We start from the raw sequence: 20,332 nt of genomic DNA, 5'->3' as shown, positions 1-20,332 counted from the left end.
TATATGACTTACCCACAAATAAGTTTTCAAGTTCGCATCAATGAATCCGCCAGTTTAGCAGAAATGGGCGCAAGAGTAGGGAAAGCTTTAGAATGCAATTTTACTTCCTCAGATGCAAAATTCTTTGAAGACGATGAAGTTTTAGAAGCAACATTTCTTGGACTATCGATTACACTAAGCCACGAGACAGAAGTGCAGGAAGGCAAAAATCATAAGTATTATTTAATGGGTACTTTGAAAGGAGAATTGGAGTCAATATGGGATATTGAGTGTCCTATTATTAATATAAGTGAATACATACTTGGTGTATTAACAAAATATGACAAAGGTGAATGGTATATACCCGAATTGAAAGAACTACATTTTGAAGCTGGCTTGTCTTTTCCCAATTAACTTCGCGCGATCGCCATTAACCAAGTATTAGCGGCTGATACCCTTGGATGTAGTTTAGGGCGATCGCAAGATTTTGGGAAGTGCGATCGCGCTTGACACCAATCCAACTGAATAATGGTGCAATCAGCGCAAAACCCAAAAGCGATCGTCTCATAGTGACTTGGTAGTGGGATATGTGTAGAGCGATCGCGCCAAAACCTGATTTATTAGCGAAACACATTACACTAACTCAGATGAGCAATACTCACCAACTAAGTCTGCCATAATAATTCCAGTACTTCTCAAAAGTGCGATCGCTAGCTAGGAGAATATCATGCCGGAAAATTCATCGTATAATATTACACTTGATAACCAAGACATTATCATCAAATTCAATAGGAATATTCTTGATCTTGAAAGCCTGACTAAATTTTTAGAATATCTGGAGTTAGAGACAATTAGAAAACGCAGTAATTTCACTCAAGATCAAGCCACCACCTTAGCTGATGAAATAGACAGCGAGCTGTGGTTAAAAATCAAGCATAAATTTGCAGGATAGTTGGTAGTGCCTACACAACAGCCCATTATTGTTGATACTAATATATTGTTCTCAGCATTGCTAAATAACCAATCTAGTTTTACTGAGATACTCTTTGGCTCAGATTATCGTTTTTTCGTCTGCGAGCAAGTTCTGGTAGAACTATATTAAACGCAAGGAGAAGTTAGTAAAACTCAGCCAACTATCTGAAGATGAAATAGTGCGAATTTACCAAATATTGCTGAAACGAATTACTCTTTATAAAGAAGATTTAATTTCTCCGAAAAATCGAGCAACAGCCTACGCGTTATGTCAGGATATTGACGAAAGCGATACCCCCCACGTAGCACTAACATTGGAATTAGAGGGCTTATTGTGGACAGGGGATAAAAAACTCAAAGAGGGATTGAAACGAAAAAACTTTAACCAGTTCTTTGAAAACAGCAGCTTGTAGGAAATGCCCAAAAACTTAAGAATCCCTTGAATTACCTCTGGAATTCGCTGCCAGCATATCCTAAAGATATTTGATAAAGATATTTTGCAACTTTAATCACATCTTTGTATGGCAGATCACACTGAAACTTATCAGCTTAACACCGAGTTAACCCTACACGACTCCTCCCAAACACCACTAACCGTTCACGCCATTACCCTATCTCTCACCAAACAAAACAACGAACTTATCGAGTGTCGCCTCGCCTTCTGTGTCAACGCACAACTCTACCAACGCATCGACACCACAGCCTTATTCAATCTCAAACCAGATGCGCGTAACCCCCTATCATCTGGTAAATTTCTCAGCGAACCAGACATTACTATCGAAACCAGTCTTAAACCCGATTTATTACCACTACTAGCAGAACACGCCATCAACATTGATGAAACTGCAAAATATATCCTAAATTTAAGCCAAGAACAACCCGATAACCAAATCCTCTTCACTGAAAGTTGGTTGGGTTTATCTGTTAAACAGCAACAAGAATCAGATGAAATCGGCTATCGTACTCTTTGGTCTTATATTAGTCTAGAAAATCTGGCTCAAACAAGCGCTTCCGGTGAAGGAATTGCTGAAGGTATTGTCAACTTTTTTAAAGATTGGACTGAGGCAAATTTGTCAGCTAAAACTCAAAAATCTGCTGCCAAAATGCTAGAAGGAATCGATAAATTTTTGACTGAATTCGCTGATATTAACACAGATGACATAACACAAAAAATAGAGGCAGCTTTGCCATCAGATTCTACAGATGGTAGTATTTTTGAAGCAATAATTAATTTCTTCCAAGCTGATAATTGGCCGTTTGTACAACTTCCAGAACAGCCAGCTTTACAAATACCGTTCCAAGGCGAAAATGGCAAATGGAATTGTTACGCTAGAGCCAGAAGTGAACAAAATCAATTCGTTTTTTACTCAATTTTTCCAGTCAATGCACCAGAAAATAAGCGGTTGGCTGTAGCAGAGTTTATAACTAGAGCTAATTCTGGCATGATTATCGGCAACTTTGAGCTAGATTTTAGCGATGGCGAGATTAGCTACAAAACCAGCATTGATGTAGAAGGTGACAGACTCAGTTTTGCCCTCATTCAACGGGTAGTTTACGCCAACGTCACGATGATGGATGAATACCTGCCAGGGATAATGTCTGTCATTTATGGTAATGTCTCACCAGAAGAAGCGATCGCCCAAGTTGAAAGGTAAGCTAATCATTCAGCATTGGAAATTTTTAGTACATTTGTATAGAGTAAGCCAGATTAGGGTTCTACTATAACAGTTGTACTAAGTTTGACCATTTCATACAGTTCACGAACATCTTCGTTATACATCCGAACGCAACCATGAGAAGCTGCTTTCCCGACAGATGTTCTATCAGGAGTACCATGAAATCCGATGTATTCTCTGCCAACATTCCAAAATGCAATCCAGCGTTCTCCCAAAGGATTATTTGCACCTGGAAGAACTAATTTTCCAGTTTTAGGATGTGTCCAATCTGGGTTTTTCAACATCTCAATAACTTTGAACTTTCCTATTGGCGTTTCCGAACCTGGTTTACCAACCGCGACTGGGTAGCTAGCTTGTAAACTGTCTCCTTTATATACATACAGCTTCCGCATACTTCGTTTAAGTACTAGATGGATGTGTTGTTTAGAAACTGCGGGAACAATTGGCTTGACTATAGGAGATGCTACTTTCTCAATTGTTTTTTGGGAATCTGCACGTTTCTCAATACTCACCCTAGCAGTATGCTGTGATTGCAGCCAGAAGAACAGTGCAATTGCACCAAAACCAATACTTAAACCAGTACAAAGTTCCAGGTTATTCTTGATTATCTTGTTTTGCATAAACTATTCAGCTTGGAGCGAAGCTAGCTATTTAAGTTAAAATAATCACTTTTTTTAATCAACTTTAAGAAATTAAACCAATTTCAAAAAAGAATGCGGCATATAAATACTTCTAAACCCTTGTTATTTATGGCTTTATAAATGAGCGTATGACTGAATTGGTATTATCTGATTTATCTAAGGGCATACATTGTACAATTCCAAATCTGAGAGGATGTTTGAAAAGTCGTTTTGTCGGTATCAAAAGTTTTAGAACCCTCTAAATCCCCCGATAAATTGGGGGGCTTTTATTCCGGTTTCCTCCTTTTTAAGGGGTTGGGGAGTCTAAAAGTATCTAAAGTCACGGCAAAACACTTTTCAAACAACCTCTGAGGCAATGCTTAAAGCCTTAATCAGGTTACCTGATATATTGTTCTCTCTTCATTAACTAGCTTAAAACATGCTTTCCTCTCAACGAGCCAAAATTAAAGAATCAGCAAGCTTAATTCCTAAATTATAATTTTTGGCTTTCCATTTTGCCCTTTATAAATCTATAGTTTTACCATAGTCTTATTGGGAAATTGGGAGAGACTGAAGGTGCTTTTTGAACTGGTGTAGATGGTTGTTTTATTCTCCTTCTTGAAGGAGTTTGTCTCTGTGGTGTGTCCGTTACTAGTCTGACTCGTGGTCTAGATTCTGGTCTACTAATGGCTGTTGAACGCCTTGATGACCTTCTAGGTTCCTCTCTACCAATGAATGTTGAACGCCTTGATGACCTTATAGATTCTGCTCTACTAATGACTGTTCGGCGTGACGAAGAGCGTCTGCTTCCTGGCTGTATCGCAGGTCCTGCAGCAGGTAATCCATCAACAATAATATTATTATTACTATTATTATTGTTTGATGCTATTGCCGGCCCTGCAACAGGAAGTGCTTCTTGGGCCAGTAAACGTTGCGCTGGAAAACAACTCAAACTTGTGAAAACAACTAAAGCAGTAGCAGAAAGTCTAATTTTCATCTTCTTTAATAACCTTTGCTTTATGAATTTACTTCAGATGCACGCTACTAGAATGCCAAGCTCAATTAATCAGATTGATGTGCAGACTATCGATAATTCCTATTGAACTCTTTACACGACAAATTATCGTTTCCTTCTAACTTATCTGCACGCCAGAGTCCATCTTTCTCAGTTTTATCTGTAAATATATATACTCCTTCTCCTTGACATTTATTATTAGCAAAGTTTCCTCTATATTCGTTTCCATTCCTCAATTTTAAAGATCCCAGCCCTTGCAACTGGTCATTTTCAAACTGCCCTAAATAATAGTTAATATTACTTTTTTCTGGATATGATAATCTCCCACAACCACTACGTTTATTATTTTTAAAGTCTCCATAGTATTGAAATTCATTCTGCTTAAAAGCCATCAACCCTCTACCATTGGCTTCTTTGGTTTTTGGATTGATCTGCCCGTAATATTTATAGACGTTAGTTTCCCAGGTTGGTTTGCCTGTAGCTGCGGGGGGGGAGGATAGCTGTTGATCTTTATCGCAAGGTAGTTGTGAGAATTTTGAAGAAGAAGTTGGTATAGTATCTGGTGTTGTTGTGGGAACTGGTACAGCAGTTGGTGTAGGAGATGGTTCTGTTGGGGAAGCTGGTACAGTGTTTGGCTCAGGAGATGGTGGCGATGCTTCTTGCCCTAGCATTTGCTGTATTGGAAGAACACCTAAACTTGTAGAAATAAGTAAACAAGAAATATAAAGTATAAGTTTTATCTTCATAAAACACCTTTATTGTGTAATGTATACAACCTAAAATTCATTCAGAAACCCTAATTCTATGGAAAATCTTACTTAATTAATACTTGTAAATAACAGTATTAATCCCATCCATAGTTTGCCATCATAGTTACAAAATGCGGATAAGTACGTAATTAGGGGTATTCAGTATAAATATTTAATTTATCAAAATATTTGATAACAAACTAAGTATAAACCATTAGATGTATTTAACCAGCATAAATGGAAAGAAACTTAAGTATTTCTTAAGATTTTAGGATGTTTTGCCATTTTTGTGGGAAATTAATAGTAAAGTGCCTGTTTAATAAACTGCGTAATCCAAAATTGCTGAAGTCACGGAAGCCATATCCAAGTATTTTAATTAACTGATGTTTATTATTAATCCCTTCTAGAGTAACACTGGTAATTTTTCCATCAAAATAACAACCTATTTCACCCAAGTATCTAACCATTGTACCTAAATCAAGTGGGAGCCAACCAATTTACAAACTACCTCCGCTCTCCATAAACATCAGTTGCTAAATTATATGTACTTTCAATCTGAATAATTAAATAATATCCGGTAACAGAGCAATCGCAGAACTTTTCCGTCTCCTGAATTTACTATCTTTTAATGCAATTCGATATGAGGAATTTAAATCTGCCATTAATGCATAAAATTCCAATTGATGGGAAGACTTTGCCTAAGTAAATAAGCTGAAAACTGTTAAAAGGGTTTTAGACTGAGAAAGCTGATAGTTGGCATACTAGATGCTGAAGACCCCTTACATGACAAATTATCGTTTCCTTCTAACTTATCTGCACGCCAGAGTCCATCTTTCTCAGTTTTATCTGTAAATATATATACTCCTTCTCCTTGACATTTATTATTAGCAAAGTTTCCTCTATATTCGTTTCCATTCCTCAATTTTAAAGATCCCAGCCCTTGCAACTGGTCATTTTCAAACTGCCCTAAATAATAGTTAATATTACTTTTTTCTGGATATGATAATCTCCCACAACCACTACGTTTATTATTTTTAAAGTCTCCATAGTATTGAAATTCATTCTGCTTAAAAGCCATCAACCCTCTACCATTGGCTTCTTTGGTTTTTGGATTGATCTGCCCGTAATATTTATAGACGTTAGTTTCCCAGGTTGGTTTGCCTGTAGCTGCGGGGGGGGAGGATAACTGTTGATCGCTATCGCAAGGTAACTGAGAGAATTTTTTGATTGTAGAAAGCGGTTTCGGAGTAACTGCTTGCGGTTGTGGAGTAAGTGTCTGTGGATTTGGAGGAGTTGGTGATTGAGCAAAATATCTAGATACCACATACAAAGACATGATAGATCCAAGTAAAACCGCTCCGCCTATTACCATAACTTTCCGATTAGGTGCCGATCGCTGGCGATCTGACTTTGGTGATGGTGGTGATTGAGTAAGTGCTTGCAACGCTTCTGCTGCTGTTTGGTAACGCTGGCTAAAGTGAGAGCGCACCATATTTGTTAACACCTCGGCAAATCTGTCGCTGACATTCGCCCGATCGCGCCAAATTATTTCACCTGTTACCGGATCTTCGGGTAACTTTTGAGGCGATATGCCTGTCAGTGCTTGAATTCCTAGCATACCTACTGCATATACATCGCTAGATAGTTTCGGCTTGCCATTAGCTTGTTCATTTGGCATATAGCCATTTGTGCCAATCAGGATGCTTGATGTGACTAGACCTTGAGTATTGGTCTCCAAGCATTTAATTTCTTTCACTGCTCCAAAATCAATCAGCACAATCTTTCCGTCTTGACGACGACGCATGATATTCTGTGGCTTAATATCACGATGAATAATATTTTGTTGATGGATAAATACTAAAACTTCTAAAACATCCGCGAGCAGTTTTTTTACTTCTGTTTCACCCCAAGGCTGACCTGCTATTATTTCTTTGCTTAAGTCATGCCCATCAATAAATTCTTGTACTAGGTAAAATTCGCCGTTTTCTTCAAAATGGGCGAATAGTTTGGGAACTTGGTTGTGAATGTTGTCTAAGCGATATAAAGTTTCAGCTTCCCGATTAAATAAACCTTTAGCAATCTTCAGAAGTGCTTCATTCTGGTTTTGCGGCTTCAGGTGTTTGACAACACATTTAGGCTTGGGAGTTGTAGGTATATCCAAATCTTCTGCCAAATATGTCTCGCCAAATCCACCGCTTCCCAAGGGATGAATAATTTTATAACGACTGCGGAGTACTGTGCCAAGAGGATACATTAGATTTATACAGCATTAAATAAGGTATATAGAATTTAATTTCCGGCAGTTTTAACTAAAAAAAATACAACAGCAAATTCAGTCCTTTACTCCCAGACTTCTAAGACTTTAAAGGTGGATAACCTATCCGAAAAGCGCTGCTGAGGAGTCAAAATTGACTAGCAATACAGTATATTTAATTTTACGTTATTACAATTTTGTCAAATTTTGTTTAAAAAATCTCAGTTTTCCTCCCATTCAACGGTTGATTTACGCCAATGTCACGATGATGGATGAATACATGCCAGGGATTATGTCTGTCATTTATGGTAACGTATCACCAGAAGAAGCGATGCCTACGGCAACCCGTTCGCGTAGCGTCTCCGACAGGAGAAGCGGGAACGCCAAAATTGAAGGTTAGTTGGATATCTGTTTTTTTTGCTAGTCCCTAAGCAGAAGTCATAGTAACAATTGCCACTATGACTTCTGCTGCGTTTGAATATTTCTGAGTCTTGATTTAAATTCCCAACTAAACCTTTGCTTCCAAAGATTTGAGTAACTCGGTATTCACACCCGATTCACGAGTTAGGGCAATTTTGCCAGTGCGGGCGATTTCTTTCAAACCAAATTTTTGTAATACTTGCACGATCGCTACCATTTTACCTGGATCTCCCACAACTTCTAAGGTGAGAGAATCTTCCGCCACATCCACGACTCGCGCCCGGAAAATCTGAGACAATTCGATCACTTCTGAGCGATTGCTGCTACTAGCATTCACCTTCAAAAGCATCAATTCCCGCTCCACACAAGGAGTTTCGGTAATATCCTGGACTTTTAGGACATTGACTAACTTGTACAGTTGCTTAGTGAGTTGCTCGATCACGCGATCGTCACCAGGGACAACCATTGTAATTCGGGAGACTCCTCCTTGTTCAGCAGGGCCAACAGCAAGGCTTTCGATATTAAAGCCGCGACGCGCAAATAAACTAGAAATGCGGGAAAGAACACCCGCCTCATCTTCTACGAGAACTGAAAGGGTATGTTTCATCTTCGCCAACAGAGGCTAGAGCAGGAATTGAGTAACGCAGACACTAGCAAAGGGCAACGCTAGACCTACTACCGCACTAAATTTTCAGTGCGACCTCTTATTGTAAACTTAAGCGTTGCACTCATTGCATTCTCAATCGATAAATTGTTTAGAAATCCGACTGCAAGCAAACATTTTGTTGAATGTATATCTTTTCATTGGCAGATGCAGCATTTGTTGTAAACCTTTTATACTCAGATTTGATAAGCCTCTAATAGGAGAAAAGTTTTTATGGGTTGGCTACAAAGATTGTTTGGCATGGAAAAACCTCAAAATGCCGAAGTAAATCCGGCTCCACAGGCTATACAGCAAGCTTCTAGTAGTGATGTCGCTACGGCTACGCAATCAATACCCCCAGAACGTCTGGGATTAAGCGGAGAATATGACCAAAGTGGTTTAGCAAAGCGGGTAGCGTTGGCATTTGATGAAGATCCCCAACTCGACGATGTTAATACCCTTTGGGTGGCTCAGACGGGTAGCACTGTGGTGTTGAAAGGTAAAGTTCCCAGTCAAGAAATTCTCAACAAAATGATTTCTGTGGCGCGTTCTGTGAATGGTACTACAGATGTTGACAGTAACCAAGCAACGATTGGCTAGGTGCAAGAAGGCAGAAGCTTGAGGGAGATGAGGGAGATGAGGGAGCAGGGGAAGAATTCAAACTCCTAACTCCTAACTCCTAACTCCTAACTCCTCTCTCAATCCAATCTAAAATCGCTTGGTTAACTTGTTCTGGACATTCATCATGGGGACAATGCCCTACGTCTTCCAGATTTAGCAGTTCCAACTTCTCGTTATACTGGGCAAATTGGCTAGCTAGGGCTGGCGGCACAAACCGATCTTTTTGTCCCCAAATTAAAAGCATTGGAATTGTTAAGGTTGGTAATACTGTCTTGACACTGGGACTAAAGTTAATTCCGATCGCAGCTTTGAACAAAGCACTAAACGCCCTCGCAGAACCCCGGTCTTGGGGAGGCCCTGCTAAAATTTCGATCAGTTCATCGGTAATCGCCTCTGGGTTAGCGTAGGCAAGACGTGCCCAGCGACGCAGCACCCCAGGACGGCGCACGAAGTTAAATACAGGTTTAAGTATCAACGGCGAAGCGACAACATTTTTGATTGCTGTGACGACTGGACGTAGCACAGGAGGAATTGCTTCTTGTTCTAATGATGGGTCGGGTAAACTCATCATTACCATACCCAGCACCATATCGGGGTGGGCGGCAGCGGCGGCCATCGAAATCAGCGAACCGTTGGAATTGCCTATTAATATTGCTGGTTGACGGATAAATGTTTTCCAGAAATCGTAAACTTGTTCAACCCAGAGTTCGATGCTGTAATTAGCTGCGGCTTTTTCAGAAGCGCCAAAACCCAACATATCTATAGCGTAAACTGTGTGATGCTCACTCAACACTTCTAAATTATGTCGCCAATGACCAATGGAAGCGCCAAAGCCATGTAACAGAATTAGCGGTGTTGTTTTGGGGTGACTTTGGCTAGGGCGAATGTAAGTGTAGCGAGTTTGCCAGCCACGCCAAATCCAATCTCTTTGATTACCAACCCGTTCCTGCCAGTGTACCGTAGTGGTCACACTTACCTCCGATTTATCAGCGCTGAAATACCATTATAAGAATTAGGGATTGAGGATTGGGCATGGGGAAAGGGAAAGGGGTAAGGGGAAAAGGGGAAAGATTAAATTTATTCCTTTTCCCTTTTCCCTTTAACCTTTTCCCCTACCCCATGCCCCATGCCCCATGCCCCATTCCCTACTTACCTAACAAATTGGGGCATAATTTCGGCAGCGGTGAATATTCCATAGATGCCGCGTTGGTACAATTGTCTACCAGCTTTGAGATAGCCAAAAGCAGGGCCGCAGACATTGGCTGCCATGCTGGTTTCATCTCCCAGAGTAAAGGTATGGGTAGAAATCTTTCCTTCAAAGGTACGTCCTGTTACCTTCACATTGGTGCTGAGAGGCTTTTTGGGATTGCGGGTATCGACTACACCACCAACTGTAACGCGATCGCGCCCTACTATCCCGGCTACTTCTAACATCACATCATCAGCGTGTTCCATATTTGTCAAGGTCAGGACGCCATTAGTTTTATCTAGTAGTGCTTCTACTTCCGCGTCAGTCATCGCCCTAGCAGCTTCTACTGTATAACCAGGCATGTGGCCGATGTCTTCCCGAACAGTAGCGCGGTAAGCTTCCCAGTTAGCAATTCCCACCCCAAAGGTAATTTCAACTTGATGAATTTCGGCGTAACTTTGGGCGGCTAAAGCTGCTGCTGCTGTTAATAGTCCAGGGGTAGCACCGCATCCTGTCATGTAGGTAATCCCGGCGGCTTGCAGTTCCTCTTTCATCGCTAGGAGTTGTTCTACAGCAGTGGTGCGTTTAATTGCATCTACTAATACTCCACGCCAACCAGATTTGATAAACTCCTTGGCGACATTAGGAATAAAGTCATTTGGCAGGTTGGGTAAAGCCAAAAAATACCCATCTACTTCAGCTATTTCGATTAAATCCTGAATACTTTGATTTGTTAATGTACCAATTGGCTCTAAATAACCCACCGAACCTTGGGACTGATAGGTTGCAACGGATTTTTCAGTATTTAAACCTTCAGCAGCATAAGCGTAGCCTTTTTGATCTGCTGCTGCGACTAAAATCATTTCTCGTTTGCCAGCAACTACTTTGGCGGCTGCTTGTCCGAGTCCGCCAAAACCCAGTACTCCCACACGTATCGCTGGCGAAATATTTAGAGAATTTTTGATTTGTTCAGAATTCATAGTCAATTCGTTAAGTTGAATCCAAAGCCTTGATTATTCGGCATCTCAGCTTCCGGCTGGTAACTGGTGGCTGATGGCTGATAACTCAAAGCTATAGAGATTAATTATGATTCATTATCCTGGGTTCTTTGGCTGGATATTGCAGATATTTATCTACTAGCGATCGCTTTTGAGTTTTTTGACTGGGAATATACCAGATTTAAACCAATGACCGCAACTGGCAACCCCAAAGAAAGCTTAAAAATACTGGCTAAACTTGATGTTCTCACAGAATAGAGTTGCGCGAAGATACAAAGACTTACGCAGGCGATCGCCTAAAGTGGTATGAACTTGTTAATATTCTGAGCATTATGAAGCGCATTTGCACTACAGTTAATATTTTTACAATAACTTCATTATCTGCTTTTGTATTTGCTAGCACCACTAATTTATTGCTAGTGCAGACAGTCACAGCTAAAGTAGTACAGACAAAAAAGCAAGTCAATCAACCAATACCATTTAACTCAAGAGTACGAATATATCCTGCAAATAATAGCTTACCAGCAAGCCGTTTGATGACGATTGAAAGTGTTATTAAAAAGTCTAGTAAGATGCAAATCACAGAAGCAAAACTTACAACATACGAGGAATTTGCAGCCAAAACAGGGCTATACAAATCATCGATTTCCAACAACCGAATGGTGTGGATAGTGACTGGTTTTGTCCAAGGTGAGTTGAGAATGTCTAGAGGTAGAAGTGTCTGTACTGATAACGCTAAACTTGTGGAAGTAAGGGATGCTGAAACTGGCGATTCTTTTGGTAGAAGTATTTACTGTCCTCCAAACAACCAGATAAATTTTATGCCGTAAAGTCGACTTAGAATCAAAATAACTTGTTTTCAGGAGATTCACTGTTTATGAATATAGAAATTTTGCCAGCAATAAGCCGTAATTAGACTGGTGCGTAGGCGTAGGTCGTTATAGACATCGCTTCATTATCTATAGTGATAACAAGTTCACCTGTCAGCAGTAATTTTAACGCTCATAAATTTCTAATGGTAAATTGTCTGGGTCTTTAAAGAAAGTATATTTCTTACCTGTAATTTCATCAACTCTGATATTTTCTACCTCTACTCCTTTTGATTTTAAATAAAAAACAGTTTCCTCTACATCATCAACTTGAAAAGCAAGATGTCTTAAACCACAAGACTCTGGTTTACTAGGTCGTTCTGGAGGATTTGGGAAAGAGAATAGTTCGATTTGAGTATTTTCTGCAACTTTTAAATCTAATTTATAAGAATTTCTGGCGGCGCGAAAAGTCTCTTGAATAATCGGAAAGCCTAAAGTTTCGACATAAAATGCTTTGGAGCGATCGTAGTCAGAACAAATAACAGCTACATGATGAATGCCAGTGGTTTTCATTGGAGTTTTGCTTTTTTTAGGACAATTATTAAGAGAGTGTGCGTAGGTGGGAACCCAACCACATTACCCGGATTTCTCACCACACCTCTTAAAGCCTGCGCAAGTGCCGGGGAGAAATAATGAGTAAGAAGTAAGAAGTTTTTACTCATTACTCATTACTTCTCCTTTGCTCCATCAAACGCCTTGAGCTTGTGAGAAATGCGGGATTACACCCTCTTAAGTCGAGGTTAAGCTTTAATGTTTTTGATTGATCTTACCTTTCTTTTCATGAACAAGCCAATAATGCCAAGAAGAAGTATGCTACCTAAAGTACTAGGTTCAGGTACTTGTCGATAAGAAAAGAACTCTTGCATAAATATTTTGTGGCATAATTAGGGGTCATCCTAATTTCACTCAAACCACGGTTTCTTCATAATTATTCGGTTCTTATCCCAAACGAACGTTACTTTAAATGTTCGGTAAAAAATGACGTGAGTTTATCAAAGGGAATTAACTCAACTCTGTCATATAAATCAACGTGTCCTGCTTTCGGAATGATATACAATTCTTTAGGTTCGGCTGCACGTTTGTAGGCATCTTCACTAAACTCTCTTGAGTGAGCTTTATCACCCGTGATGAAAAGCATAGGACGAGGGGAAATCGTTTCTATGTCATTAAACGGATAAAAATTCATAAACTTAACATTACTGCTTAACGTCGGGTGCGTTGTGAGTTCCGGCGATCCTCCTTTAGGCGTGTATTCACCTCTCGGTGTACGGTAGAAATCATAAAACTCACGCTGGATAGGGTGTGTGTTTTCATCTAACCTATGTACAGTCCCACTTGTGTATTTGGTTTCACCATTGGTAAACTCTACATAACGTTGCTTTGCAGCCTCCTCCTGGATTTTCTTTCTCTGCTCAAGGGTCAGCGAATGGTTAAGTGCATTTCGGTTGGCTGCTCCCATATCGTACATGCTGACAGTTGCGATCGCTTTCATTCGCGGATCAATCTTAGCGGCACTGATAACAAAGCTTCCGCTACCACAAACTCCAATTATTCCGATTCGGTTTTTGTCAATAAATGGACGCGTCCCAAGAAAGTCAACTGCTGCACTGAAATCTTCAGAATAAATATCAGGCGCAACAGCGTTGCGTGGTTCGCCCTCACTTTCACCCCAGAAAGACAAGTCAAGAGATAAAGTCACAAATCCTCGTTCAGCCATATTAGCAGCATACACGTTGGCACTTTGTTCTTTTACTGCTCCCATAGGATGCCCAACAATGATCGCCGAATGTTTTTTACTCTGATCTAAATTATTGGGAATAAATAGATGTCCCGCAACATTCATTTTGTATTGGTTTTTAAAAGTAACCTTATACATCGTAACGTTGTCGCTTACCTTAAAAGTTGTATATCCCTTTGGTGTTATTTGTTCCATTTCTTTTGTTGTTTTTGATTGTTCTTTTTGTTCTGTTTGTGTGTAAGCTTGCCCGCTGATCATAAGAGTCATCATCCCTAAAAATAATATATATTTCATATAATTTTTCTCCTTTTCATTATCTGATTTACAAGTTGAAATTATTGCTCTATTAATCTTAAATTTCTCCAAATATCAATCTGTTTTTATCAGCAGCGTTTCTACCGTTTGCTGTATGAGTTCAATTATGCGGGCGTGAAAACGGATAGCGTTAGGACGTTCATTGAAAAAAACCGGACAATTCTCCAAAAAATTGCCGTGCAACGTACTGAACAGAAACAAAATGTTTAAGATAAATTTATGAACCAAAAAGAAGCAGAATTTGAAAAGCGAAAGATGCAGATCAATCGGGAGGAGCTGATCGAAAGAATGATTCGTATCGCTCCTGAAAACAGCCTTTTGGAAGTGTTTCCGGGCATTTTTATATATCAATCGTCGAAACCGACCGAGAGCCAAATATCCGTATTAAAGCCCGCCTTCTGCGTCATCGCGCAGGGCAGCAAGGATGTGCTTTTGAACGATGAATTATTTCACTATGATTCCGGTCATTACTTAATCTCGACGCTTGATTTGCCGATTATGAGTAATGTCGTCGAAGCGTCCGAGGAAAAACCTTATTTGAATCTTCGCATAGACCTCGATCCGGCACTTGTGGCTGTGGTGATGATTGAATCTGGCATCGAAACTAAAAAAAGCGGCACTCGAGTTAAGGCGATGGATGTCAGCCCGGTTGATGCCGATTTGCTGGAAGCGGTCGTCAAATTGGTGAAACTATTTGACACGCCGGACGAAATGAAGTTTCTCGCGCCGCTCATCATCCGCGAGATCATCTACCGGCTTTTAAAAGGAAAACAGAGCGCACGCCTGGGCCAGCTTATCACTACCGAAGGCGACGCGCAGCGCATCTCTAGAGTGGTCAAGCAAATCCGCGAGAACATTGATCAGCCGCTGAAAATCGAAGATACAGCCCGTGAACTCGGCATGAGCGTGTCAAGCTTTCACCAACATTTTAAGTCCGTCACGGCGATGAGTCCTTTGCAGTTCCAGAAACAAATACGGCTTCAGGAAGCGCGCCGTCTGATGCTCGGCGAAAACATGGACGTGGCGATCGCCAGCTTTCAGGTCGGTTACGATGACCCGTCTTATTTCAGCCGGGAATATAAAAAACTATTTGGTATTCCCCCGCATCGTGACATTGCCAAGCTTCGCAGCAATTTAGGGCAATAAGAATTGGACAGGTTTATTGGTGCAAAGGACTAATACATTAATGATCGCAACACATCCTTGGGTAAAGACGCGATGAATCGCGTCTCTACAAATGGTCTATCTGTCGCATTCTTTTTTCAAATTGGTATAACCGCTATGAAACTGTTGCCCCGTCAGTGATTACCACCCTCTAGGGCAGCATTGCTACGTGATGCAGGTATCAACATCATCGTTTACCTTTGTTGCCGGATGTCTAAACTTTCGCATATTTAACTTAAATTTATATTCAATCAGCAAAAAGGCATATTACTTTCTCAAAACTTCATATTTAATAAGCAAAAAGGCATATTGCTTATTCAAAATGGCGTTTGACTTTCTCAAACCCCAGTTTGCTTGTTTATTTAAGTAATTCACGCATTGATTTTGGTGTATGCTTGAGCCGAAAGCTTGCGATCGCGATCGCTTCATTCAGCAAGAATATATCAACGGCTTAGATTTAAGATTCCTATAGCGACTTAATCCAAGTTGTAGCTTTGTATACTCCTGTATCTTGCCAAACTTCGATTATTAATCCAAGTTGTAGACTTATATACCAATACGGTTCAGTTAAGGCTAAAACTCTTTATCAAAGTCAATTTTTTTAACGAACCGCAGAGGCACAGAGGGAACAGAGAGAGGAAAACAATGCTTAACTGAACCGTATTGACTTATATACTAGTGAATTAGGTCATAAATTTCTGCTAGTTTATCTTCAGGGATGTCTTGCAATTCTTGGACAATCTTCTGGATAAGCATAAGTCAAATTCTTCGCTGGTTGTTAATCAATAAGTTAGGAATATGCGACTACTTTGTTGCTTAATTGAGCAATAAAATATTTTTTCTCGCTTTGCGCCTTGGCGCGAAACTTTCATCCCGCTAATCAGCAACGCTGAATTTTTACTATTCTTGTAAAACAGTCTTTGATACAATCCTAGTTTTCTTGAGGTCTGCTTCAGAAAGTTCTTCCCCAGCTTGCAGGCGAGTGGCTGAGGTTTGCAACACTGTCGCTGCCCCTTTATCTCCAATTTGTAAAGCGGTTTTAGCTGCTGTTTGTAGCATTGTGGCTGCACCAGTGCGATCGCCTTGTTGCAATTTCGCCTCGGCTAACTGGGTTTGGCGATACTTCGCTAATGCTAAAATAGACTGTTGTACCTGCGGATTAGATGTCGGTTGATAGGCTCGCACTACATCTGCATACATCGGTATCAAGGGCGAAAGTAAACCTTCTTCGTTAACCAACGGGTCATCATAACGAATTTGTAGATGAGCGATCGCTTGTTTCCCTTCTGGCAATTGTCCCAGATAAATGTTCGCCAAAACTACCCGTTCTACATCCTGCATCAAATCTCCCAAACGTACAGCAAAGCTACCATCAGCTTCCGGTTCCACTGGTAACTCGATTGTGTCTGGCGCAACTTGGGCAATAGGTTTCAGTTCTGCTAATCGGACATTGGGCACTAGAGATAACAGCAAGTAGGCATTAGTTAACCCGATAGACTGAATCCGCCCAAACAGTCGGCTAAATTGCTCCACAGCTTGTTCAGGATGTTCAATATGGGCTAAAGTCCCACCACCAACATCAGCAATTTTTTCTAGCAAATCCTGATTCCAGCTATTGCCAAATCCGAAAGTGTTGATAGTTAGGTTCAGCTTGGCAGCCTTTTGCGCCAGTTTCAGACAGCGTTTGTTGTCATCTCGCCCAATATCCCACTTCCAAATCCGCAAACCGCTTTCTCCATGTCCATCCGTCAGCAGAAACGCCTGGGAAACAGCGCCTCTTGTACCCTTCATCAGTTCTGTAATTCCCAATTCCAAGCCATCAGCGATCGCAGTGCCACCGCTAGCAGTCAGTTTGCTTTTTATTTGAGTTTTGATGCTTTCGGGGTCTTTGATCGCTTGGTTAGGGATAATGACTTCCGCAGTGCCGGAAAAAGCTACAACTGAAATGCGATCGCCTACTTTCAACCGATCGATTAATCCTTCCACCGCCTGGATCACCGTTTTAATTGGGTGTCCATGCATGGAACCACTTTTATCCAAAATCAAGCAGAGATTAAGGGGAAGATTTTGATCGGACTCACCAGCGAGCGCAAAAATTGTAATTGCCAATTGACGTTGGCTACTTGTTTGAGCCACATCAACATTATTGTCATTTAACGCCGAGAGCAATTTAACTTTCATTGAGGAGGAGTATCTTGCAAAACTGTTTTGGAGACAATTCTGGTTTTCTTGCGATCGCTTTCAGATAAATCTCCACCAGATTGTAGCTGGGTAGCAGAAGTTTGCAACACCGTCGCTGCGCCAGTATCTCCCATTTGTAGCGCAGTTTTCGCAGCCGTTTGTAACATTGTCGCTGCACCACTGCGATCGCCCTGTTGCAATTTCGTTTCGGCTAGCTGGGTTTGGCGATACTTAGCTAATGCTAAAATAGAGTGCTGCACCTGGGGATTCGGGTCTGCTTGGTAATTTTTGACTACATGGGCATAAACTGGGATATTTGGTGTAACTAAACCTACCTTGTTAGCGGCTGGATCGTCGTAGCGGACTTGCACATTAGCGATCGCTTGTTCACCTGTTGGCAATTGTCCCAAATAAATATTAGCTAAGATTACCCGTTCTGCATCTTTCATTAAATCTCCCAACCTTACAGCGAAACGTCCATCAGCTTCTTGTTGCAGTGGTAACTCGATTGTGTCTGGGGAAACTTGGGCGATAGGTTTGAGTTCCGCTAGCCGGACATGGGGCATTAGAGAGAATAACAGATAAGCGTTAGTTAATCCCACAGTTTGAATACGGCTGAACAGGCGATTAAACTCTTCCTCTGCCTGTTCGGGTTTTTGAATATAAGATAAAGTACCTAAGCCAGCATCGGCAATTTTTTCTAAAACATCTTGGTTCCAGTTGTCACCAAATCCCAAAGTATTCAAAGTCAAATTATAGCTAGCAGCCAATTGGGCGAATTTCAAACAGCGATTGTTATCACCGTGTTCATTTTCCCCGTCGGTTAACAAAAAAGCTTGGGAAACAGTATCTTTTTTGCCCTTCGCCAACTCCTCAATCCCCAAACGGAGTCCTTCATCAATCGCAGTTCCCCCATCGGCGGCTAGGCGATTAATTTGCTGTTTGATTTTCTCTGGATTTTCGACACTTTGACTAGATACTAAGACTTTGGCCCGGTGATCGAAAACTACCACACTGAGGCGATCGCCAGGATTGAGTCTATCTACCAGACGATTCGCTGCTTTTTTCACCGTTTCTAGCGATCGCCCGTTCATCGAACCACTATGATCGAGAATTAAGCATAAATTCAGGGGTACATGGCGGTCTTGAGTCTCTGCGGTCGCTGAAATCGAAATTCCCAACTGACGTTGACTGTTCAGTTGATTTGCGTCCAAATTACCATCATTCAAGGCAGGCTGCAAATTAACCTTCATAACTCAGAGTCCCTATTCAGGATATACATATTAAAAAATAACTTCAAAGCACTACTTTAGCTCTACGGAAAACCTATCCAACATAAATACACTAATATAATCAGAATATCTTAGAAGCCAAGCATTGGCAGATGCGAAGCCACCTTCACCATTAGGGAGAAATCCGCACCTTGAGGGAAGCGTGCATCGCGCTAGGATGTATTACAGTTAACGGCATAGTTTCAGGCGATCAGTTGCTATGGACATTTCCCCAATCAAGGCTGTTCAAGCCCCATATTACGGCGATAACTTTTACCGGACACCACCGCCAGATTTACCTTCCCTTTTATTGAAGGAGCGAATTGTCTATATTGGGATGCCACTGGTGCCTGCTGTCACGGAATTGATCGTGGCCCAATTGCTGTTTTTGCAGTCCGACGACCCCGACAAACCGATTAAAATCTATATCAACTCTACCGGCACTTCCGGTTACAGTGGCGAACCCATTGGCTTTGAAACCGAAGCCTTCGCCATCTATGACACCATGAAATATATCAAGCCTCCTATCCATACCATCTGCGTAGGTTCTGCAATGGGTATGTCAGCGATGCTTCTCAGTGCTGGTACAAAAGGTTGCCGCGCTAGTTTGCCTCACTCCTCGATTATCCTGCATCAGCCTAAGAGCTACGCCCAAGGTCAAGCAACGGATATTCAAATTCGCGCCAGGGAAGTTTTAGTAAATAAAGGGGCCTTAGTTGATATCTTACATCGCACCACTGGACAGGCTCCAGAAAAAATTACTAAAGACATGGATCGGTTGTTATATTTAACACCATACGAAGCGAAAGAATACGGTTTAATTGACCGAGTTTTTGAGAAAGAAGAACTTGCAAATCCCCCACTTCCTGCCAGTGTCCTTTAATTTAGTTAGGAGTTAGGAGTTATGAGTTATGAGTTATTGAAAACTCCTAACTTTTAACTCCTAACTTTCCCACCGCCCCCAAATTATTAAAAACGGAGTAAATTATGCCTATAGGCGTTCCTAAAGTTCCTTACCGGATGCCCGGTGGACAATATACAGATTGGATTAGCATCTACGATCGCCTTTACCGGGAACGGATTATTTTCTTGGGGCGCGATATTGATGATGAAATCGCCAATCAAATTATTGCTGTAATGCTGTATCTGGATTCAGACGACCCAGGTAAAGATATTTATTTATACATCAATTCTCCTGGTGGAATGGTTACATCTGGCATGGCTATTTTTGACACCATGCAACATATCAAATCAGATGTAGTAACTATTTGCGTGGGATTAGCTGCTTCAATGGGGTCTTTCCTGCTGGCAGCTGGCACAAAAGGCAAACGGTTAGCATTGCCTCACTCACGGATTATGATTCACCAGCCTTCAGGTGGCACCCGTGGACAAGCAACCGATATCGAAATTGAAGCTAGAGAGATTCTGCGGATTCGTCACCAGCTCAATGGCATTTATGCCGATAAAACAGGTCAGACCATAGAAAAGATTGAAAAAGATATGGATCGTGACTTTTTCATGTCTGCCGAAGAAGCAAAAGAATACGGCTTAATTGACCGTGTGATTGAAGAACGAACCTCGGTAATAACTGGGGAGTAGAGAGGCAGGGGAGCAGCACTTCTCTACGAGAGGCTTCTCTTTCAGAGACGCTAACGCGA

At 41.1% G+C, this 20,332-nt stretch carries 24 protein-coding genes and 1 pseudogene; 12 read left to right on the top strand and 13 right to left on the bottom strand.

What is annotated here, in order from left to right; all coding sequences use genetic code 11:
* Positions 1–3 precede the first annotated feature (3 nt).
* Positions 4–393, top strand: coding sequence for a hypothetical protein (locus tag RMX69_RS23535; protein ID WP_322638868.1), 390 nt, complete (start codon positions 4–6; stop codon positions 391–393).
* Between the two features lie 16 nt (positions 394–409).
* Here the strand turns inward: RMX69_RS23535 and RMX69_RS23530 are convergent, their stop codons facing one another.
* Positions 410–613: a hypothetical protein gene (locus RMX69_RS23530; RefSeq protein WP_322638867.1), complete on the bottom strand. Its 204-nt coding sequence runs from the start codon at positions 611–613 to the stop codon at positions 410–412.
* 93 nt (positions 614–706) lie between these two features.
* On the opposite strand from RMX69_RS23530, the gene RMX69_RS23525 reads away from it, so the two are divergent.
* From RMX69_RS23525 to RMX69_RS23515, 4 genes are all read left to right on the top strand, one after another.
* Complete coding sequence (locus RMX69_RS23525; RefSeq protein WP_322638866.1) at positions 707–931, top strand: hypothetical protein; 225 nt, start codon at positions 707–709, stop codon at positions 929–931.
* A gap of 6 nt (positions 932–937) precedes the next feature.
* The gene (locus RMX69_RS29500; RefSeq protein ID WP_409880095.1) at positions 938–1,081 is read left to right on the top strand and encodes a PIN domain-containing protein; all 144 of its coding nucleotides are present in this window, start codon (positions 938–940) and stop codon (positions 1,079–1,081) included.
* Positions 1,082–1,130: 49 nt separating this feature from the next.
* On the top strand, positions 1,131–1,364 hold the full coding sequence (locus RMX69_RS23520; RefSeq protein WP_322638865.1) for a PIN domain-containing protein: 234 nt from the start codon (positions 1,131–1,133) through the stop codon (positions 1,362–1,364).
* A 108-nt stretch (positions 1,365–1,472) separates the two neighbouring features.
* Positions 1,473–2,606: a YbjN domain-containing protein gene (locus RMX69_RS23515; protein WP_322638864.1), complete on the top strand. Its 1,134-nt coding sequence runs from the start codon at positions 1,473–1,475 to the stop codon at positions 2,604–2,606.
* A 53-nt stretch (positions 2,607–2,659) separates the two neighbouring features.
* On the opposite strand, the gene RMX69_RS23510 is transcribed toward RMX69_RS23515, so the two are convergent.
* Positions 2,660–3,247 carry a L,D-transpeptidase gene (locus RMX69_RS23510; protein ID WP_322638863.1) on the bottom strand — a complete coding sequence of 196 codons (588 nt, stop codon included), beginning with the start codon at positions 3,245–3,247 and terminating at the stop codon, positions 2,660–2,662.
* A gap of 686 nt (positions 3,248–3,933) precedes the next feature.
* Between RMX69_RS23510 and RMX69_RS23505 the strand changes: the two genes are divergently transcribed.
* Positions 3,934–4,350: a hypothetical protein gene (locus RMX69_RS23505; protein ID WP_289797581.1), complete on the top strand. Its 417-nt coding sequence runs from the start codon at positions 3,934–3,936 to the stop codon at positions 4,348–4,350.
* On the opposite strand, the gene RMX69_RS23500 is transcribed toward RMX69_RS23505, so the two are convergent.
* From RMX69_RS23500 to RMX69_RS23490, 3 genes and pseudogenes are all read right to left on the bottom strand, one after another.
* Positions 4,331–5,008: a hypothetical protein gene (locus tag RMX69_RS23500; RefSeq protein WP_322638862.1), complete on the bottom strand. Its 678-nt coding sequence runs from the start codon at positions 5,006–5,008 to the stop codon at positions 4,331–4,333. The genes RMX69_RS23505 and RMX69_RS23500 overlap by 20 nt on opposite strands.
* Before the next feature lie 263 nt (positions 5,009–5,271).
* A pseudogene (locus RMX69_RS23495) lies at positions 5,272–5,490 on the bottom strand (transposase); the annotation flags it as partial.
* A 242-nt stretch (positions 5,491–5,732) separates the two neighbouring features.
* Entirely contained in the window at positions 5,733–7,265 is a 1,533-nt protein-coding gene (locus RMX69_RS23490; protein WP_322638861.1) for a protein kinase domain-containing protein, read from the bottom strand.
* Between the two features lie 154 nt (positions 7,266–7,419).
* Between RMX69_RS23490 and RMX69_RS23485 the strand changes: the two genes are divergently transcribed.
* Positions 7,420–7,665, top strand: coding sequence for a hypothetical protein (locus RMX69_RS23485; RefSeq protein WP_289797585.1), 246 nt, complete (start codon positions 7,420–7,422; stop codon positions 7,663–7,665).
* A 108-nt stretch (positions 7,666–7,773) separates the two neighbouring features.
* Here the strand turns inward: RMX69_RS23485 and ilvN are convergent, their stop codons facing one another.
* Positions 7,774–8,292, bottom strand: coding sequence for an acetolactate synthase small subunit (gene ilvN, locus RMX69_RS23480; protein ID WP_289797586.1), 519 nt, complete (start codon positions 8,290–8,292; stop codon positions 7,774–7,776).
* 270 nt (positions 8,293–8,562) lie between these two features.
* Here ilvN and RMX69_RS23475 point away from each other — a divergent pair, with 270 nt between their 5' ends.
* Positions 8,563–8,928 (top strand): phospholipid-binding protein, encoded by a 366-nt coding sequence (locus RMX69_RS23475; protein ID WP_322638860.1) that lies wholly within the window; start codon positions 8,563–8,565, stop codon positions 8,926–8,928.
* A 79-nt stretch (positions 8,929–9,007) separates the two neighbouring features.
* On the opposite strand, the gene RMX69_RS23470 is transcribed toward RMX69_RS23475, so the two are convergent.
* Both RMX69_RS23470 and bioU read right to left on the bottom strand, forming a co-directional pair.
* Positions 9,008–9,919, bottom strand: coding sequence for an alpha/beta fold hydrolase (locus RMX69_RS23470; protein WP_289797588.1), 912 nt, complete (start codon positions 9,917–9,919; stop codon positions 9,008–9,010).
* A 179-nt stretch (positions 9,920–10,098) separates the two neighbouring features.
* Complete coding sequence (gene bioU, locus RMX69_RS23465; protein WP_322638859.1) at positions 10,099–11,118, bottom strand: (S)-8-amino-7-oxononanoate synthase BioU; 1,020 nt, start codon at positions 11,116–11,118, stop codon at positions 10,099–10,101.
* Positions 11,119–11,396: 278 nt separating this feature from the next.
* On the opposite strand from bioU, the gene RMX69_RS23460 reads away from it, so the two are divergent.
* Positions 11,397–11,966, top strand: a complete 570-nt coding sequence (locus tag RMX69_RS23460; RefSeq protein WP_289797590.1) for a hypothetical protein — start codon at positions 11,397–11,399, stop codon at positions 11,964–11,966.
* A 165-nt stretch (positions 11,967–12,131) separates the two neighbouring features.
* On the opposite strand, the gene RMX69_RS23455 is transcribed toward RMX69_RS23460, so the two are convergent.
* The 3 genes from RMX69_RS23455 to RMX69_RS23445 form a co-directional block, all read right to left on the bottom strand.
* Positions 12,132–12,518 (bottom strand): VOC family protein, encoded by a 387-nt coding sequence (locus tag RMX69_RS23455; RefSeq protein ID WP_322638858.1) that lies wholly within the window; start codon positions 12,516–12,518, stop codon positions 12,132–12,134.
* A 227-nt stretch (positions 12,519–12,745) separates the two neighbouring features.
* Positions 12,746–12,871, bottom strand: a complete 126-nt coding sequence (locus tag RMX69_RS23450; RefSeq protein WP_289797592.1) for a PEP-CTERM sorting domain-containing protein — start codon at positions 12,869–12,871, stop codon at positions 12,746–12,748.
* Positions 12,872–12,960: 89 nt separating this feature from the next.
* On the bottom strand, positions 12,961–14,037 hold the full coding sequence (locus tag RMX69_RS23445) for an alpha/beta hydrolase (RefSeq protein WP_289797593.1): 1,077 nt from the start codon (positions 14,035–14,037) through the stop codon (positions 12,961–12,963).
* Positions 14,038–14,277: 240 nt separating this feature from the next.
* Between RMX69_RS23445 and RMX69_RS23440 the strand changes: the two genes are divergently transcribed.
* Positions 14,278–15,204, top strand: a complete 927-nt coding sequence (locus RMX69_RS23440) for an AraC family transcriptional regulator (RefSeq protein WP_322638857.1) — start codon at positions 14,278–14,280, stop codon at positions 15,202–15,204.
* 918 nt (positions 15,205–16,122) lie between these two features.
* Here RMX69_RS23440 and RMX69_RS23435 read toward each other — a convergent pair.
* The gene (locus RMX69_RS23435) at positions 16,123–17,403 is read right to left on the bottom strand and encodes a VWA domain-containing protein (protein ID WP_322638856.1); all 1,281 of its coding nucleotides are present in this window, start codon (positions 17,401–17,403) and stop codon (positions 16,123–16,125) included.
* Positions 17,400–18,656: a VWA domain-containing protein gene (locus tag RMX69_RS23430; protein ID WP_322638855.1), complete on the bottom strand. Its 1,257-nt coding sequence runs from the start codon at positions 18,654–18,656 to the stop codon at positions 17,400–17,402. The genes RMX69_RS23435 and RMX69_RS23430 overlap by 4 nt, the downstream gene beginning before the upstream one ends.
* Positions 18,657–18,894: 238 nt before the next feature.
* Between RMX69_RS23430 and RMX69_RS23425 the strand changes: the two genes are divergently transcribed.
* Positions 18,895–19,557 carry an ATP-dependent Clp protease proteolytic subunit gene (locus RMX69_RS23425; RefSeq protein WP_322638854.1) on the top strand — a complete coding sequence of 221 codons (663 nt, stop codon included), beginning with the start codon at positions 18,895–18,897 and terminating at the stop codon, positions 19,555–19,557.
* A gap of 104 nt (positions 19,558–19,661) precedes the next feature.
* Positions 19,662–20,273 (top strand): ATP-dependent Clp protease proteolytic subunit, encoded by a 612-nt coding sequence (locus RMX69_RS23420; RefSeq protein ID WP_179067384.1) that lies wholly within the window; start codon positions 19,662–19,664, stop codon positions 20,271–20,273.
* The last annotated feature ends 59 nt before the right edge of the window (positions 20,274–20,332 follow it).

The organism is Nostoc sp. EspVER01 (genome assembly GCF_034530635.1).
GTDB lineage: Bacteria > Cyanobacteriota > Cyanobacteriia > Cyanobacteriales > Nostocaceae > Nostoc.
Note: the sequence above shows the minus strand (reverse complement) of the source record. Positions and strands in the feature narration are given on the sequence as shown.

Bases quoted from the DNA above. Each gene is read 5' to 3' on its own strand.
- RMX69_RS23515 (WP_322638864.1), top strand. From the start codon at position 1,473: ATGGCAGATCACACTGAAACTTATCAGCTTAACACCGAGTTAACCCTA.
- RMX69_RS23430 (WP_322638855.1), bottom strand. From the start codon at position 18,656: ATGAAGGTTAATTTGCAGCCTGCCTTGAATGATGGTAATTTGGACGCA.
- RMX69_RS23510 (WP_322638863.1), bottom strand. From the start codon at position 3,247: ATGCAAAACAAGATAATCAAGAATAACCTGGAACTTTGTACTGGTTTA.
- RMX69_RS23435 (WP_322638856.1), bottom strand. From the start codon at position 17,403: ATGAAAGTTAAATTGCTCTCGGCGTTAAATGACAATAATGTTGATGTG.
- RMX69_RS23445 (WP_289797593.1), bottom strand. From the start codon at position 14,037: ATGAAATATATATTATTTTTAGGGATGATGACTCTTATGATCAGCGGG.
- RMX69_RS23505 (WP_289797581.1), top strand. From the start codon at position 3,934: ATGGCTGTTGAACGCCTTGATGACCTTCTAGGTTCCTCTCTACCAATG.
- RMX69_RS23455 (WP_322638858.1), bottom strand. From the start codon at position 12,518: ATGAAAACCACTGGCATTCATCATGTAGCTGTTATTTGTTCTGACTAC.
- RMX69_RS23450 (WP_289797592.1), bottom strand. From the start codon at position 12,871: ATGCAAGAGTTCTTTTCTTATCGACAAGTACCTGAACCTAGTACTTTA.
- RMX69_RS23525 (WP_322638866.1), top strand. From the start codon at position 707: ATGCCGGAAAATTCATCGTATAATATTACACTTGATAACCAAGACATT.
- RMX69_RS23425 (WP_322638854.1), top strand. From the start codon at position 18,895: ATGGACATTTCCCCAATCAAGGCTGTTCAAGCCCCATATTACGGCGAT.
- RMX69_RS23440 (WP_322638857.1), top strand. From the start codon at position 14,278: ATGAACCAAAAAGAAGCAGAATTTGAAAAGCGAAAGATGCAGATCAAT.
- ilvN (WP_289797586.1), bottom strand. From the start codon at position 8,292: ATGAAACATACCCTTTCAGTTCTCGTAGAAGATGAGGCGGGTGTTCTT.
- RMX69_RS23420 (WP_179067384.1), top strand. From the start codon at position 19,662: ATGCCTATAGGCGTTCCTAAAGTTCCTTACCGGATGCCCGGTGGACAA.
- RMX69_RS23490 (WP_322638861.1), bottom strand. From the start codon at position 7,265: ATGTATCCTCTTGGCACAGTACTCCGCAGTCGTTATAAAATTATTCAT.
- bioU (WP_322638859.1), bottom strand. From the start codon at position 11,118: ATGAATTCTGAACAAATCAAAAATTCTCTAAATATTTCGCCAGCGATA.
- RMX69_RS23500 (WP_322638862.1), bottom strand. From the start codon at position 5,008: ATGAAGATAAAACTTATACTTTATATTTCTTGTTTACTTATTTCTACA.
- RMX69_RS23530 (WP_322638867.1), bottom strand. From the start codon at position 613: ATGTGTTTCGCTAATAAATCAGGTTTTGGCGCGATCGCTCTACACATA.
- RMX69_RS23535 (WP_322638868.1), top strand. From the start codon at position 4: ATGACTTACCCACAAATAAGTTTTCAAGTTCGCATCAATGAATCCGCC.
- RMX69_RS23475 (WP_322638860.1), top strand. From the start codon at position 8,563: ATGGGTTGGCTACAAAGATTGTTTGGCATGGAAAAACCTCAAAATGCC.